The sequence below is a fragment of the Streptomyces sp. TSRI0281 genome, from assembly GCF_001905125.1.
GTDB lineage: Bacteria > Actinomycetota > Actinomycetes > Streptomycetales > Streptomycetaceae > Streptomyces.
The window spans coordinates 70,821-88,658 of sequence record NZ_LWLE01000017.1; the positions used below are offsets into that span (position 1 = coordinate 70,821).

At 71.2% G+C, this 17,838-nt stretch carries 1 protein-coding gene; it reads right to left on the bottom strand.

Annotated elements, in window-relative coordinates; genetic code table 11:
• Window positions 1–38: 38 nt before the first annotated feature.
• Window positions 39–17,816 (bottom strand): glycosyltransferase, encoded by a 17,778-nt coding sequence (locus tag A6A29_RS23325; RefSeq protein WP_073722542.1) that lies wholly within the window; start codon window positions 17,814–17,816, stop codon window positions 39–41.
• Between the last annotated feature and the right edge of the window lie 22 nt (window positions 17,817–17,838).

Genomic DNA, 17,838 nt, shown 5'->3' on the forward strand with positions numbered 1-17,838 from the left:
GCTCAATTCCCGCCCGCACCATTACACATGACGACGTGTCACCTCTCGTAACTCTGGTTCTCGCTCTCCGCTGTCAGCCACTCGATGGCCTCGTGGAAATGCCTGCCCTGGCCCTGGAACCTGCCGTACTCGCCCCGTTGGAGGTTCCTCACCCCGAACTCCGCCTCCAGGTGCTCGTTGAGCACCTGGAGCATGGGGAACGGCCCCGAGGACGCCGGGCCCGCCAGCTTCATCTCATCCGCCTCCTCAAGTCCGCGGATCTTGTCGGCGACCTTCACGATCAGCCGCTCGATGAACACCGAGTCCCGCTGCGCGGAAATGAAATGGTTGCCGTAGCCGCCGGTGTCGAGCAGGTGGTCGGCCACGGCGCGAATCTGCTGCGCGGTCGGCGGCCCGGTCGGCGGCACATAAGCGACACCTTCCAGCATCGCCTTCCGCTCCAGCGTGAGATTCAGACCCTCCACGTCACGGATGAGCGGGCCGAACACGGGCAGGTCATTCCGCCGGAGCCCCGGAGTGTTCCCGGCGGGGGCGAGGTCGATCGTCCCGGGGCCCAGGTCCACATCGGCGTACACCCCGCCATACGTCTTGAGGATGCTGTAGCGGGCGAGGTCGGAGGCGAACGGGTACGCGCCGCCCGCACTGGCCACCCCGAAAGACTCCGCCAGGCGCGGGTCGATGACGGAATCGATCTGCATCCGCGTCAGCCCCGTCGTGGTCCGGATCCTGAGCAGGGTGGTCCTGCTCAGCTTCGTGTTGCCGTCCGTCCACAGGTTGGTGTTCCAACCGGCGCTGCGGGCCGCGCGGACCCACGCGAAGATGTTGGTGAGCGCGGCCGTGGGCATGTCGCCGCCGAGCCAGACGAAATGGATCTCTCGCGGGACGGGGGGAGCGACCGGGGCGTCGGTCGCGAGCGCGTCGAACTGAACGCGCAGATTCTCCAGATAGCCCGGCGGAACGTCCGACGCCCCCAACCGGTCCAGGAGCAGGTGTACGGCGTCGTAGTCGCCCCGCGCGAGCGAGGTGAAGACGTACTTGCGCACCGATTCCTCGTCGTGGGCGCGCAGGAGCTGCGGGGCCACGCCGTCCTCCCGGTAGGAGATGTCCAGGGACGGTTCGGGCGGCGGCTCGGCGGATGCGTCGTGGTCCGGCTGCGGTGGTACGGGCGCCGTCTGCTCGGTCTGCGGCCCGCCCGGCGCCTGGTCGTCGGACGTCGTCTGCGCCTCCCCCTGCTCCGTGCTGCTCTGCGGGGCGGTGTTGAGGGCTTCGAAGATCATGTCCGAGTACGTGGGAGCGGGCTGGTCGGCCCGCTTCGGGACGGGTGCCACGGCGGGGCCGGATTCGAGGGACTCCCCCGCCGTGATCCACTGACCGCGGTGGTGGGTGACCGGGTCCGCGAGCAGACCCAGGACTCCGGTGGCACCGTCGGCCCCGGTCGCCGGGCGCGCGTGACCGACCTCGACGTCGGGGGCGTACCAGAGACGTCCGGGCAGGGCGTGTGCCGCGTCCCTCGCGATGCTCCCGCCGTCGGTGGGCCGGGGCTTCCCGGTGTCGCAGGCGACCAGCACGACCGGAGCCGGGGGTTGCGCGGGGTCCCTCAGTGTCTCCATGAAACGCGCGAACTGGGCGCCGTCGACCTCCAGCGGTGTTTCGCCCACCACATGGAGTTCGATGCCGTCCACGGTGGCGTGCGCGTCGAAGAACAGCGGCGTGAGCGGATTCGGCGCCTCCTTCGTCGGCGCGCCGGTCTGCCAGGGGACCTCGCCGCTCGGGGAGGTTTCGTCGGTGTGGGGGACGTAGGTCCCGTCGTCCGCGGCCCGGTAGTGCGCGAACAGGTTCTCGTCCGAGCGGTAGGTGGCGTAGAAGTCCTTGCGGGGGGCCCATTGCTCCGGGGTGTGCGAGGCGTAACCCAGTGTCCTGCCGTCGGCACCACGGATCAGCTGGAGTCCCTCGTAGACCTGGCCGTAGGTGACCCTGCGCCCGTCCCTGCCCGTGAGCACGGCGTCCGGCGTCGGGTTGGCGGCGGGCCGTGCGAGCAGCGATTCGGTCGAGGGCGAGGATAGGGGCCCATGCGTGGCGGAGAGCGCGTCGCCTGCCGAGAGGGTGGCCGGGCTGTTGGTGAGGAATCCCGGTGCTCCGGAGAAGGAGCCGCCGCCGCTGCTGCCTCGGCCTCCGCCGCCCGTGGGATTGCCCCGGAGTGTGCCGGCGAATTTCTTCAGCTTCTCCCGCACCGTGGCGGTGCGCTCGACGGGCGGCGGTGCCGGATCAGCATCGTCCGAGCCGGTCAGGGACGCCGTTTCCTGGTTCGCGCTCTCCGCGGTCACCCAGGTCAGATCGATCCAGGTGTCGCGGGCCGCGTCCGTGGGGCTGAACCTGCGTGATCCCCTCACTGTGGTCGTCGGCTGGGAGGGGTTCTCCCTCACCCACTTGCGGTTGTAGTCGTTCATCTTCGTGTCGATGAACACCGGCCCGGTGATGCTGGCCACGTCCCGCCTCTTGATCTCCCCTTCCTTCACCGCCCGTTGTTCCGGTGACAGGGATCCCAGATCCACAAGGTTCTTGAGCAGGTATTTGAGGAAGGGGTTGCGGGCGTGGGCGGCGATCAGAGCGTTGTTGAACTCCCCCGTGGCGTAGCAGTCCACGGCCGCGGCGCGGATGGCCTCCGCGGTCAGCGGTTGTTCCGGCTCCCCTGTCGCGGCGGTGCCGATTCGCGCGCGCACGCTGCTCTCATCCCTCAAGCGGGGCCCGAACATGGGCAGGGCATCGTCGACGGGCATCCGCACGCCGTCGCGTGGCAGGTCGACCCCGCCGGGCGCCAGGTCGACGTCCAGGTACACACCGCCCTGCTCGTAGAGGATCGCGTACCGGGCGGCGTCCGAGGCCATCGCGAAGCTTCTGTGCTTCTGACCTTCCCCGTAGAGGACCCGCGCCTTCGACAACGGGTCCTTGGAGAGCGCGTTGTGCCACTTCTTCTCGAACAGTGAGGCGATGGAAGCGTTCACGACCGATCCGCCCCCCGCGAGCCTGTCCAGGAATTGGCGGTTGTTGGCTGCGCCGTTCTCGTCGGTCCAGATCCTCATCTCCCAGCCGGACTCCCGGGCCTTGACCGCCCACGTCCGCAGGTTCGTCCGTGCGGCGGGCGTCATTACCGGGCCCATCCAGATGAAGTTGAGCTTCTTGGGAATGGGCAGGGCCTCGCCCGTGCCGCCGCCCAGGCGCAGCACGCCGGGGTCGGACGGCGGCTGACCTTCGGACGGGGTGTTGAGCAGGAGTTTGTCCGCACCGTGCTGGGCATCCGAGGTGTCGGTGGCGTTCGGGGCGACCAGGGTCTCGTCCCCCGCCGTCCGGTCCGGGCGCGTGAGCCCGGATCCCGCGTCGGCCATCCCGCCCGCGGTCACCCACTGGCCCTGTCGTTGCGTGGCGGGGTCCGCGAGCAGCGCCAGCACTCCCGTGGCTCCGTTCTCACCCGTCGCGCTCGCCTTCGACGCATGGCCGACCGGGACATCGGGTGCGTACCAACGCCGTCCGGGCACGGTCTGTGCCGCGTCCGCGAGGACGCTTCCGCCGTCCGCCGCCCGGGGGCTGGCGGTGTCGCAGGCGACCAGCACCACCGGGGCGGGGGGCTGCGACGGGTCCGTCAACGTCTCCATGAAGCGCGCGAACTGGGCGCCGTCGACGACCAGCGGTAGCTCACCGCGGATCTGGAGCTTGACCCCGTCGCGGGAACCGTGCGCGTCGAAGAAGAGCGGCTTGGGGGCCTGCTGCCCGGGAGGGGTGCTCGTGTCGGAGTGCCACGGAACGGTACGGGGCGACGATTCGTCGTCGGCCACCGGAGCGAATTTTCCGCCGTCCGTCTTCCGGTAGGTCGCGAAGGACGTCTCGTCGGCGCGGTACTTGGCGTAGAAGTCCTTGCGGGGGGCCCAGTCCGTGTCGCTGTGCGACGCGTATCCGATGGTCTTACCGGAGGCGTCGCGGATCGTCCGCAGGCTCTCGTGCACACGCTCGTACGAAACCGTCCTGCCGTCCTTGCCGACCAGCTCGCCCTTCGGCTTCCCGCCCTGCACGGGTCGCTCCGACGAGGCGTCGATGCCGGTCAGCAGCGTGCCCTCGTTCGGCAGCAGCGCCGGGCGCGAGCGGAACGTACCGCTTCCCCACCGGCTCGGGTGTCTGACCGTCTCGGCCAGGCGCCTGAGGGTTCCCTGCCGGGACAGCACGGACGTCGTCCCGGGGACTTCCAGGTTCTCGCTCTCGGGCGTCAGCCAGTCCAGCCGCGTCCAGTCCTCCCAGTCGGCTGCCCGGATACGGAATTGGGACAGCGGCCGCCGGAAAGTGTATTCCGTGTCTTCGTCGCTCCGAAGCGGCTTGGTGTGCTCGTCGAACTGCCGCGAGATAAAACCCGGACCCGTATGCCCGGCCACGTTCTTCGACACCATGGCCGCTTTGAGGAGACCGCGGACATACGCGTTCTCGTCCTTGAGATCCGGCAGGTCATCCAGGACCCGCTTCATGAAAGGACTCTCGGGATGAGCGACGATGAACTGATTCCCGAACAGCCCCTCTTCGTACGCCTTGACGGCGGCTTCCTGAACGCGGCCCGCCACGGGGGCGTCATCGGCGAGTCCGAGCACCTTTCGCACGCTCTCCATGTTCTGCAGCATCGGCCCGAACATCGGCAGGGTGTCGCCTCCCTTCGGCAGCAGGACGCCCTCGGGACGCAGCACCACGGCTCCGGGGCCCAGGTCCACATCGAGGTACACCCCGCCGTGCTTGTAGAGGAGGGCGTACCTGGCGACGTCGGAAGCCATCGCGAAGCTGTCCTTCTTCAGCGCGGCGACGTGCAGGTCGTGCGCCTTGGCCGGTATCCGCTCCCCGCCGAAACTCTTGTCCTTGGCGAACAGGTCCTTGACCGACCTGTGCTGGACGGTTGTGGAGTCCGTGAAGCCCTTGAGGAATTCCTTGTTGTTCTTCCTTCCGTCTTCGTCGGTCCAGATCGACAGCTTCCAATCGGCCTCTCGCGCCTTTTCCGCCCAGGCCTGAAGATTGCTGCGGGCGGCCTCTTTCAGTACGCCGCCCTGCCAGACGAAATTGAGCTCCTTGGGAACCGCGGTGGGCCTTTCGCTGCCGGCTCCCACGTAGAAGGTGGGACCGGTGGGAGCCGTCGCGCGGACCGCGGCGGGCTCGACGCTCTCGGTCAGGACCGGGTCGGTGTGCTGCTGCGTGATCTCCGGGTAGGCGTTGAGCAGCAGGTCCTGTGTCGCGAGGGGGACCGCGGCCCGGTACCGGTCGTCGGCGAGGTGCAGTACAACACCCGACCGTGTGTTCCCGGCCGCGTCCGTCCCCGGTGCGGCGAACGTCAGATGGCTCAGGTCCGGCTGGACCACCGTCACGGGAACGCCGAGCACCCGGGCCGCGAGCAGCGCCGCGAGGTCGCCCGCGGAGTGGTTCCAGCCGGTGTCCTTGCGGTCACCGATCTGCCCGTCGCCCGGCCGCAGCAGTGTCGTACGGGCAAGCTCCAGGCGCTGTACGGGGGTCAGCCGGGCGGCCACGGTGTCCGGGAGGCGTCCGCGCGAGTCGGCGTGCTCGGCGGCTTCCGCCGCGCTGAGCACGATGGCCGCGTCGGCCAGTTCCTGTGCGGTGAACCGCTCCTGGGGGTCGATCGCGAGGAATTCCGCGAGTTCCTCGCCGTCCTTCATCAGCCGGTCGGCGAGCCGTTGCCTCAGATGCCCGACGTCCTCGGCGGAGAGTTTCCTGCCCGGTCCGTGGAGGCCCAGCTCGGCGAGGAGTCGGGGATGCGCGCGGTCGACGGCGTCGAGGAGGGAGCGGTGGAAACTCGTACCGGTGTCGAGGTGAGCGGGCCCGGTGGAGGGCGGCTCCACGAGCTGGAGGACGCGGCCGTCCGGTGCCTTCAGACCGGCCGGCCGGCCCTGCGCGTCCTCCCCCTGGGCGACGTACGGCTCGGGGGCGGACTTCACGGCGGACGGACGGACGTAACCCTCGGGTTCCGGTGCGGGGTGCCAGGGCGTCACGCCCCGTGTCCCGGTGGCGCTTCCTTCCGCCCGCGGCCCCCGGAGTCCGCGGGTGGACGCGTCCACCGCTTCGAAGTTCGCCTGGACGAGGGCGAGTTCACGGAAATCGGCCGTCAGCCGGGCGACCGCCCGGTCGTAGGCCGACCGGGCGTCCCGTGCCGCGTTCAGGTGCTTGCGGGCCTCTTCCTCGTTCCGTGACTTCCCGGCCCGCCGCTCGTGCATCGCGACGGTGTCGAGGTCGGCCTGCCCGGCGGCCGGCACGGCCTCCAGCGACGACCGGTAGGCGGCGTCCGCCGTCCGCAGGCGCTGCGCCCAGCCCGCCGCCTTGATCTGTTCGCGGCGTACGGCGTCCGTGTCCGACAGCGGCGCGGCATCGTCGAGCCAGACCCCCGTGCGGGCGAGGACATCCTCCCGCGGGACGAGGCCCGGCAGTTCGGTGAGGCCGGTCGTGGCCGGGGCGTCGAGCGACGCCGGGCCCTCCTGGGACGCCTGGCCCTCCTGGGACGCCTGGCCTCCGAGGGATTCCAGTGCTGCCAGGGCTTCGGTGAGCGGCGGATAGCCGACGGCGGCGACCGGGGTCTCCACCGCGTCGACGGCCGCATCGACGGCGGGCGGCTCGCTCCAGGGGACCGGCGGCGTGCCGGTGGGGCGGGCGCCGGTGACCGTGTAGTGGTCGACGGCCTTCCAGGCGGCCTCGGAGGCTCCCGCGAGGTGCCGCTCGGCGGTCGCGAGGACGCGGCGCCGGTTGGCGAGGTCCTGCTGGGCTTCGGCGTACCGGGACTGTGCCGTGGCGAGCCGCTGCCGCGCCGCGGTCACGTCCGGGCCGGTGGGAGCCGGTGTCTCCAGAAGGCGCCGCAACTCCGTGTGGAGCGAGGAGACCTCGCTGCCGAGTGCGCGCAGGCGCCGTTCGGTGCCCTCCGCCTCCGTGGCGGCCTCGGTGTACTTCTTGGTCTGCTTCTTGACGGTGGCCGCGGCGGCCTCGACCTCGGGCGGCAGCAGTCCGTGCTCCCGGGCGACGTCGAACGACACCCACATCGTCACTCCGTCCCGCACCGTGTGCTCGACGGTGACCGGCGGCCTGGATCCGGGCCTGAGCGCCGGCGGGACGACCGGCAGGTCCGCGATGCGGTGCGAGGCTTTCGCGGTCTGCAGTACGTGCAGGGGCGCCTGGATGAGCACCGCGCCACCGGCGAACGGCTTGAGCGTGGTCAGCGCGGAGGTCCGGCGGTCGGCGGCACCACCCGCAGCGTCGGAGTCCGTCCAGCCCGGCACACTCGCCGTGGACTGGACCAGGGGCTGCGTCTCGAAGGCCGGTCCCGCGGTCATCGCCGGCGCGTGCGATTCGGTGGTGTCACCGGTATAGGTGTCGTTGTCCATGGTCCGCCGACTGCCGCCGAGTCCCGCGCCCGGGTCCACCGCCAGCAGCCGGGCCCGGGACAGATCGACGTCGGCGGAGATCTTCAGCGTCGCGTCCGTCCCGCCGATCGTCGACGTGGTGTCGTGCAGCGTGACGGTCAGGCCGTCGCGGATCATCTGCGGAAGGTAGGCGCTCAGCACATCGGTGCTGATGCCTCCCTTCAGGACCTCACCGGCGGCTGTGCCGGGCCGCGTCAACACCGTCCTGCGCACATAGCGGCCGTTCCCGTCGGTGGGCATCACCGTCGCGGCGTCGGTCGTGGTGCCACGGCCCTTGACGGCGAGGTCGACGGCGTACGCCGCGGCGTCGCGAAGGACGGTGATGCCGCCGACGGTGGTGACGACGACACTCTCCGGGCCGGTGTCGAACAGTTTCCGGCCCGCCTCGTTCCGCTGCCGGAGCGGCACGGCCTGCTGCTGATCGGGAGGAAGCAGCACCGGGCGGGCGGGCTCCCGGGGCGTGCCGACCGCCTGCGACAGAGGCTGCTTCGGTACCGTCTTCCGCTGTTCGGCCGTCTGCTGTTCGGCTGTCCGCTGCTCGGCTGTCCGTTGCTCGGCCGTCCGCCCTTCCGTGCTCTGCGGTCGGGCGAGGCTCAGCGGCAGCACCACCTCGGCATCACCGACGGGGTACGTGTGGCGCACCACGGTCCCGTCCGGCAACTCCAGCGTGAAGGTGGCGCTGAACCTCGTACGGCCGGTCACCACCGGCCCCTCGAAGGCCACCTGGGCGCTCACGGCGTCGGTGACCGCGTGCGCCAGGGAGGACGAGCGGGTGGACCCGACGCGGTCGTCGAGGGTGAAGCCACCGCTCCGCAGACCCGGGCGGTCCCAGATGGTGGGCACCTCTCCGAGCCGGTATCCGGCCTCGTACCCGCGCGCCAGCTTCTCCGTGACCGTCTCCCCCGTGGACGTGGGCCGGGTGATCGTGGGCTTCACGTCGTGGCGCAGCGCACCGGGGGTGAAGCCGTCCCGGGTCAGGGTCATGGTGAGGCTGGCGTCCTTGGCCGGTCCGATCTTGTTCCGGGCCAGGCGCAGGGACGTGCCGCCGTTCTCCATACCCGACTGCAGAGCGCGGATGCCGGACGGCGACAGGGTGGTCATCTGCCGTGCCAGGCCGCCGAGCTGGTCGGCCAGCAGGCTCTTGGGCCCGAGCCAGCTCTTGTGCTGGGGCAGGGTTTCCAGCAGCCGGTTCGTGAACTCGCGGATCGCTTGGGACATATCGATGCGGCCGACGGTGAGCGTGGCGTGCGGGGCCGCCTCGACGGCGGTGTAGAGCTGCTGGGGCGGCGGAGCGGTGAGACCGTCGTCGAAGAGACCGGCCTTCCGCGCCTCGGCGAGCGGCATCCACACGAGCAGGCCGTCGGGGATCTCCACGACCCGGCCCTGGGGCGGCCGTCCGCGCATCGCCTCCATGGGTGCCTGGAGCAGACCGGACGGCTGGGAGCGGGCCGCGAGGTGCCAGGCCACATCGGCGCCGACCAGGACCATCGGGCCGGTGTACTGGACCGTGTGGGCGGGGTTCGCCGAGAAGGTCTCCGCCGTGGTCGCGGTGCTGGTGCGCTGGTAGGGCGACGCGGTGAGTCCGTAGGTGCCGGCGGTCTGGAGCGCGTCGGTGTGCTTGGCCCGGAAGGCCAGCAGGGTCGAGATGGTGTGACTGCGGACGTGGGCGACCGAGTGCCCCGCCCCGCTGGTGCCCGAGCCGACGTTGGACAGCGCGAGGTCGCTGGAGTCGACGACGGCGAGCACGCGCGTCCCGCGCACCTGGGGCCAGGCGCTGACCGACGCGGTGATGTCGGTGACGGCCGTCCTTCCGAACAGGTCGCTGATGTGCTTGCCCGTCTGCGCCGCGTCGCTGAAGTCCGCTTCGTTGCGGCCGGAGGTGAACGCCTCGGCCAGGGCGACGGAGGCGGGGGTCCCGTCGGTTCCGTAGATCCAGGAGTTGCCGGAGACGGCGGCGAGCAGTTCCTTGAGGTGGTGCAGCACGACCTCGGGGGAAGTGACGTTCTGCACGGAGTGCAGCCCGTCGAAGAGGGCGTGGGGCGTCCAGTGATCCGTGGAGACGGGTTTCCCGGAGGAGAGCAGGTCGGCCAGAGCCGGGTCCATCGGCACGGGCACCGGCGCCAGGACCGTTTCCGGCCTGTTGACGGGCAGGTCGGGGACGACGGACAGCGACGCGGGTACGGCGAGGGTGACACGGCCGGTGAGGGGAGCCTGAGCCGTCTGTCCGTCGCCGTGCCCGGTGCCCAGGACATCGACGCGCCCGGCGGCCTGCTTCACGAACCACCGGGTGCTGAGCAGCTCGCCGGTCATGGTCCGCGCGATCTGCCGCGGCCGGGTGAAACTGGTGGCGTGGGCCGTGAAGGCCAGGTCGTAGGACCACAGGTGCTGCGCCCCGGAACTGGTGATGCCGCCGTCCGGGGTCAGCGTCGGACCGTACGTCATGCCGTAGGCGCTCTGTCTGCCGTACCGGTAGCCGAAGCTCCCGGTGCCGCCGAAGCCCTTGATCCCGGTCAGTCCGATGTCGAGGCCGGCCGACCAGCCGTGGGTACGGGTGGTCGCGCTGTCCGCGCGGCGCGTGGACAGGACGTTGTTCGCCAGGCCCAGATCGTGGTGCGTGCCCGCGAACCGGCGGTCCGTCGCCTCGGCCCGCACGGTGAGCACGACGTAGCGCTTGTTGACGGAGTCGAGCTGCTCAAGCTGGATCCGCAGTCCGGTGCTCGTCAGCCGGTCGAGGGAACCTTCCAGCACCGTACGGGAGAGTGCCTGGCGCAGCAGATGGGTGTTGCGTACCGCGTTGTTGTACTTCCGGTCGCTGCCGCCGCTCCGGCCGCCGGTGGCGTCGGTGTCCGGCCGGGGCGGAAGCACCAGGTCGGGGTAGGCGCGGTGCAGCCCGGCCTGGACGCGGTCGACCAGCACGTCTGTCAGGGAGACCTGGGACGGGGCTGTTTCCGGGGCGCGGGTCGCCGTGAGGTCCAGGACCGCGTGCAGGCCGAAGGTCGCCGGGTTCGACGGCGACAGATACGCGGGGGCGGGCGGCGCCTCGGCTGCCGGGAGGGGGGAGGTGCCGTCGTCCCAGCCGGCCAGTCTGCGCGCGTCGGCCCGCGGCAACTGCACGGTGGCGGTGAGGAACGCGCCTTCCTCGTTCGCGGCGTTCGGGTCGGCGCCGGTGGTCCGCCCGGCCGGCTCGGGCGACTCCCAGGCGCCGCCCTGTTTGCGCAGTTCGACCCGGAAGCGGACGTCGTAGAGCCCCGAGTGGCCGCGACTGTTGAGCGTCCGCACGGATTCGGCCGTGTTGCCGCTGTAGCTGCTCTCCGCACGCTGGGTCGTCAGGGCGGCCGAACCCGCGACCTGGAGGCTCAGGGTGCCCACGGGCTGGAGCAGCGCGATCTGAGGGCCCGCGGCGATGCCGATCGCGGCGCCCTGGGTGTTCTTCTTCTCCGTGGTGGCGGTGGAGCGCTGCGCGTCGGCCTTCTTGACCTCGGTCTTGTCGGACGCCTGGAGCAGTGTCGCGTCGACCGGGACGAGCCGGAGCTCCACGGAACCCAGTGACCGGTTGCCGAGACCGGCGAAGAGCGGGGCGCTGACCACCGTCTCGCCGGAGCTCTGCGCGATCATGGTGCGCAGGCTCTCCTCGCCGAACAGATCGGCCAGTTGGTGACGGAGGAAGCTGCCGGGGGTCGCCTCGGGGAAATTCACGAGTGCCCAGTCCAGCAGCCGGGTCTCCGTGGTGACGTTCAGCGGCGCGAGGAGGTGCGGCCGGGCGCCCGGCGCGAACGTGAAGGCGGTGGGCAGCCGGTCCGGGATCGCCGGGTCGGTGACGCTGTCCGGGACCCGCCAGGTGACGCCGTCCTGGATGCGGTAGCCCCGCCGCGTGACGGTGCCGGGCTGCTGCTGGTCCGTGACCGCCTCACGGCCCTTGCTGTCCCAGACGCGCGAGGACTCGACGGCGATGTGCAGGTCGCTCACATGCAGATGGCTGCCGTCCTTGCCGACCACGGTCACACTGCTCTGGGCACGGCTCTCCTGGGTGTACGTGTAGCCGGCCTCCATGCGCCGGGCGCCGAGGGACAGCGACCCGAACGCGCCGACGTTCCCCGCGGAGGGGCCGAGCGGGATCGCCACTCCGAAAGCACGGGACGTGCCGAGGGACTTGGTCTCCGTCGCGCCGGGGCGGGTGCGGAGTTCGGTCTCGATCTTGACGGGGGCGTCGGCGGCCTTCGCACCGGTCTTCGTCTTGTCCGACGTCGACCCGTCGGTCTTCGCCCCGTCGGTCTTCGACCCGGCGGCCCCGTCCTTGGCGGCTTCGGTGATCTCGTCCTTGGCGGCTTCGTCCTTGGCGCTCTGGTCCTTGGTGGTCTGGTCCTTGGCAGCCTTGTTGGCCTCGTCCTCGGCAACCTCGGCGGGCTTGGTCCTGGGGGCCTCGTCCTCGGCGGACTTGGCGGCCGAGCTGCCCTCCACCGGAGCCAGGGGCGACGGCTCGGCGTGGCGGCGCCAGTTCCCGTAGCTCTCCAGCGAGAGGGAGATCTCCCGGTGGCCGCCGTCCACGGTCGGCAGCACGAAGGTCCGGGGGCTGAGCAGCGTGTGCGGGCTCTGGGTGAGCACGCGCCTCAGCTCTTCGAGCCCTCCGGGCCGCAGACGCCACCCCGTCGCGAGGGAATCGGCCAGCGCGTCGACGCCCCTGACGGTGATCCGCCCGTGGCCCTGCCCCCGCAGCGACTTCGGCAGCATCGCGTTGTCGTCGTACGTGACGAACCCGTCGGTCTGCTCCCGCGTGAGAGGAGCGACGTCGCTCTCCAGCAGCGGGGCGGCGAAGGCCGCCTTCACCACCTTCTCGCCCGGGTTCCCGATCCGGCGGTACACCTCGTCGCGGAGGGCTTCCTCGCTCGTCAGGTCCGGACGATCGCGGCGCGCCCGGTACATCCGCTGCTCGTACTCGTCCGCCGCGAGCGCGTCCAGAGCCTTGTCGCGGGCCGTGGGCCGCTGCTGCTCGCTCGACGCGTCTGCCCGTGAGGGGCCGCCGCCGGGAGCTCCCGGCGGCTTCTCGTTCTCCTCGCCCTTCACCGGGATCTCGGAGTCCTCGGGGACGGAGGCCACGGAGTCGGCGTCATTGTCCTCGGCCTTGTCCTCGGACGCGGCCTTGTCCTCGGCCTCGGCCCTGGACTCGGACTCGTTCTTGGACTCGTTCTCGGACTCGTTCTTGGACTCGTTCTTGGACTCGTCCTTGGACTCGTCCTTGGACTCGGACGTGTCATCGGCCTTGAGAGCGAGGTCGTTGTCCGGTTCGGATTCCGAGTTGGTCCGCGTATCGGTCAGGGACCGCGTGTCGTCCTCGGTCAGGGACCGCGCGTCATCCTCGGTCAGGGACCGCGTGTCGTCCTCGCTCTGAGTACGTATGCGGCGGCCGTTCGGCGACGGCAGGTCATCCCGGTCCCGCGCGTGGAGGCTGTCCCCGTCCTTCCCTCCGGACTCCGACGCGTCGTCCCGCTGCCGCGGAGCCTCGATCAGCTGCTCGCCCGGCTGCACCGGAGCACGCCTGTCCTGTTCGGAGCCGGTCGGCCGCGGAGTCTTCGCAGAGCTGTCGGACTCCCCCTCGACGTTCGTCCGGGCGGCGGGAGTCCGTACGGTCGTCGAGGGCCCGGCCTTCGACGAACCCTCGCCGTCCGTGAGGTCCGGGTCGCGTACGTCCTTGCTCTTCTCCGACACGGAGTCGTCCGTCTTGGGACCGCCGGGCGTGCGGTCGGTCGTGCGGTCGGCCGTGGCCAGGTTCCGCAGCCGTTCCACCAGCGAGCGGGCGTCGTCGGCCGCCTGCCGGCGTATCTCGTCGGGCAGTTTGCCCAGAGAGCGGTCGATACGCCCGTCGAGGTCCCGCAGTCGGTCCGGCGCGCGGAGCTCCTGCTCCAGGCGCTCCTGCCCTTCGCGCCGCAGCTCTGCCGTCTCCGCGTCGTAGCTGTCGAGGATCCGGTCGATGGCCTGGTGGTCGCCCGCCGCCTCGTCCAGCCTGTTCTGCCACTCGGCGCGGCGTTCGGGGCTGCGCTCCGCCCCGGCGGGATCAGGGTCGGACACGGCCTTCAGCCGGCGGTCACGCTCCAGCTGTGCCATCCGGTCGAACTGCTCCTGCTCGACGGTCCGCCTCGCCGTGTCGTCCTCGGCGTTCGCGCGCCGGTCCTCCCACTGCTGCCGCTCCTCGCGCGACGGACCCGTGCCGTCCATTCCCTCGCGCAGCCGGTCGAGCCGTTCCTCCAGGAGCCGGTCGTTCTCCGCCGCGGCGTCCTCGGAGCGGTCCCGGTCCGGGGTGCCGTCACCGTCGGGGCCGTCCTGCGGCGGGGGCGGCGGCTGCTCGGAGTCCTGCTGGTGTCCGCCCTCGCGCAAGGCGTCCAGCCTCGCCCGGAAGGAGGCCAGTTCGGCCTCCCTGCCCAGGGTGGCCGTACGGCGTTCGTACTGTGCGTCGAGGTCGCTGCTCCGCGTCTGTCCCTCGAACCGGCTTTTCCAGTCGGCCAGTTCCCTCTCGGATGCCCCGAGATCGCGCAGGGCCGCGAGCCGTCGCGATGCCGTCAGCTCGGTGTCGTAGTCGGCCTGGATCCTGTGGAGGTCCTCGGGGGTCGCCGCCTGCTCCCGGCGGTCCTCCCATGCGAGGAACCGCTCGCGGTCCATGCCCGCTTCTTCCGCGTCGGCCCGCCTGTTGTCGGCCAACTGCTTACGGAGCGCCTCGGGGCTGTTGTCGGCGCGGGTGCCCAGTTCGGACCCGAGGGTGCCGAGACGGTTCTCGAACTCGTCCAGCAGCTGGGTCGTCCGACGGGGATCGCCGCCGAGGGCCGACTGCTCGATGTCCAGGGCATGGCGCAGCCATTCCGTGCGGCGCATGCCCAACTGCGCGGCCCGCGGCTCGTATCCGCCGTCCACATGACCGCGGAACTGCCGCAGGCGCTCACCGAGGCCGTGCACGGCCACGAGGTCGCCCAGTTCCCGCAGGCCGCCTGCGGCGTCGGCATGCCTGCCCGCACGGACGTCGGCCCTGATGCTCTCGCTCAGCCGCTGCCGCGTCTCCCTGTCGACGCCGACCCGGCGGGCGTCGGCCAGCAGTGCGTCGGCCTCCCGGTCCACGTCCCTGGTCAGCCTGCGCTGTTCGGTGGGCGTCGGTCCGTCGGGGACGTCGGGCAGCTGGTCCAGCCGGTTCACCGGGCCGTCGCCGGTGCCGCCCAGTTCGTCCAGGCGCGTGATCAGCGCATCGACGCCGCCGTCGTCGTGCAGGTCGAAGCCTTCGAGGAAGGGCAGGTCGTCCTGCGTCTCCGTACGGAGAGGGTTCGACGAGTCCTCGGTGGCCGGTCCCTGCCCTTCGCTCTCGCTCTCGATCCGCTCCGTCCCCTGCCGGTTCCCGGCCGGGGGCTCGGTACCCGGAGGGCCCTCGGGAACGTCCGGGAACACGAGATCCGGCTCGTCCGCCGTGAAGAGCTGGGCGCCGGGTTCGTTCTGCGGGATGTCGGGAAACTTCAGATCCGCCCCGTCCGGGGAGGGGCCGGCGGGTGCCGGGTGCCGTGGCCCGCCGGGGGCGGTGCCGGCACCCTGCGCCGTGGACGCGGTCGGCAGCGGGCGCGGCGGCGGTGCGCTGCCGCCCGCGCCGTTGTACGGGAGAGCGCCGCCTTGGGGGAGAGCGCCGTCGCCCTCGATACCCGTCGTCGTCCCGTCGGACGTCGGCCCGGCGGTGCCGTCCTCCTCCAGGGCCGCGCGGTACTGCTCACGCAGTTCGTCGACCCGTGCGGGGCGGCCGAGGCCGTCGGAGTCGCCCGCCCGCAGCTTGGCCAGCCGTGCCGCCAGGTCGGAGCCCGAGTCGCCGGGGTTCTGCCGGTCCTTCAGCCGGTCCAGGCGCTCCTGGAGGCGATCGAGGTCGTCCACGGTCCGGTTTCCCGGCCCGGAGTTGTCGGACCGGCCGGTGGACAGCCCGCCCTCGCCGTCGTCGGACGTGCCCGGAAGATCGTTGCGCGGCACATCGGGCAGATCCGCCAGAAGCTGCTCCGATTCCGGCGTCAGTTTTTCGCCCGGTGGTGTCTCGGGTACGTCCGGAAGGTCTTCCAGGAGCCGGTCCACGTCCGTGAACTCATGCGTCACGGTCTCGGACGCCTGGTCCTGGGAGAGCGTTGTCTCGGGTACGTCCGGGAGGCCGTTCAGCAGGAGGTCCAGCTCCGGCGCCATGGCCGACGGCACGGGGGGTTCGGGAGTGAAGGTATGCGCGGCCGAATGGTCCGTGGTGCTGGTGTGGTCGGCGCTGTTCGTGAAGCTCGTGTCGTTCGAGCTGGTGGCGAAGGCGGGGGCGGACGGGCCGGCCCCGTCGTACGGTCCGGCGTTCGTGTCGTCGTCGCCCGAGAACAGCGTACGGCTGTCCGAGAAGTCGTCCGTGTCCAGGTAATACAGGCTGTCGCCGTCCGAGCCGCTGTCGTCGGCGCTGCGCAGCGAGGCGTTGTCCGAGCCGGACTCCGAGGACGAATCCGTGAGCGTGCGGTTGTCGGAGTCGTTCTTCGGGCCGGAACCGTCGCGCGCCCCGGGGTTCGACTCGGTGGTCGGCCGGGGGGCGGTGGACGGCGGGGTGGGCGAGTCGGAGGAGAAGACCGGGGGGCGCGGCGGCGGCGCGGCCGGCGGTCCCTGGACCGCGTGGTGGAGGGTCTGGAAGCCATGGCCGATCCCCCGGCCCATGACGCCGCCCGCCGCGCCCGCGGCCGCTGTCCAGCCGCTGACCGTGAACTTGTGCTCGGGCCCGAAGATCAGGTTGTACATGCCCTCGGTGACCACCGCGTGGCCCGACTCACCGGCGATCTCACCGACGAAGTTACCGATCCGGAAGCCGATGTTCCCTTCGATGTTCTTGCTGATGGTCTGGACGAAGGAGCCGGGCAGGTCGTGCGAGAGCGCACGCACTCCGCTCTCCCCCAGGTCCTTCACGTACGGCTTGAGCGCGTCGTCCAGCGAATGGGTCAGACCCTGCCAGTCGGCCTTGCCGCCCCAGTTCTTGACCAGTGCCTCGCCGTAGTCGCGGCCCAGGTTCCGGGCGGTCTCGTTGCCGAGGGAGTCCCCGAGGTTCTTCTCGAAGGCGTTCGCGAAGTCCTTGACGACCTCCCGGCCGACCGCGCCCGCGGCCGCTCCCCTGGCGCCGTCCGCCCCCACGTGGTTCAGGGATTCGTTGGTCCGGCCCATGATGTTGCCCAGGCGCTCGCCGAGCTTGCGGGCGGACTCCTCCGAGATCGCCTGGCCCGCGGCGCCCGCTCCGGCCCTGCCGGTCGCTCCGGCCGCGCCGTCACCAGCGGCACCCGCCCCCTTGCCGAGTCCCGCGCCGACGCCACCGGCACCCTTGCCGAGCCCCGCGCCGGCGCCCGCACCACCCGCGCCCTTGCCCAGACCACCCGCGCCCGCACCACCCGCGCCCTTGCCGAGCCCACCGGCACCCGCACCACCCGCGCCCTTGCCGAGCCCACCGGCACCCGCACCACCGGCACCTTTGCCCAGACCACCGGCACCCGCACCGCCCGCACCCTTGCCCAGACCACCGGCGCCCGCACCACCGGCACCCTTGCCCAGACCACCTGCGGCCTTGCCCGCGCCGCCCGCTCCCTTGCCGCCACCGGCCAGCCCCTTGCCCAGCACCTTCCCCGCGTCGTTGCCGAGGATCTTGCCGAGGCCCTTGCCGGTCAGATTGCCGAGCAGCTTGCCGAGCCCGCCGCCGAGCAGCGCGAACGGCCCGCCCAGCGCGCCGCCGATGGCGGCGAACTTCGCGGCGTCCGCGGTGAAGTTCTTGTTCCACTCCGTGCGGTCGCCACGGCCCAGCTGGGTGAGCTGGAGGATGGAGTCGAGCAGCAGGCCGCCGACCAGACCGGTGATGGTCTGCATGATGATCTGGGCCAGCAGGAACTTGAGGATCAGCATCGCCATGGCACGGAACGCGGCGATCGCGGCGGCCGCCCAGATCTCGGACAGCCCGGCGGTCACCGGCATCAGGGCCTGGGCCAGGGCTATCTGCACGACGAGCAGGGCCAGTTGGCCGAAGATCATCCACTTGGTGTACTCGATGTCGGCAGCCGTCGTGTGGGCGTTCTTCGACAGCTTGAGCGCGTCCTCGTAGGCACGGTCGAGAATGCTCTCGTTGCCGTTCGTCCTCTCGACGAACTGCCGGGCGTACGCCACGAACCTGGTCGCGGTCTCACCCTCGAAGTCCTCGTCGACGCGGCCGACGACCTGCCGCAGAAGTTCCTCCACCTCACGGAACTTCTCGGCCATCTGACGATACTCGTCACTGACCACCCGCAGGGTGTCCTCGTTCGCCTGCGGGAAGGGCATGCCGGTCAGCGTCTTGAGGAGTTTCCCCCACCCCTCGGAGACCTCAATCGCCATCGTGTGATTCCGCGTCTTCGAA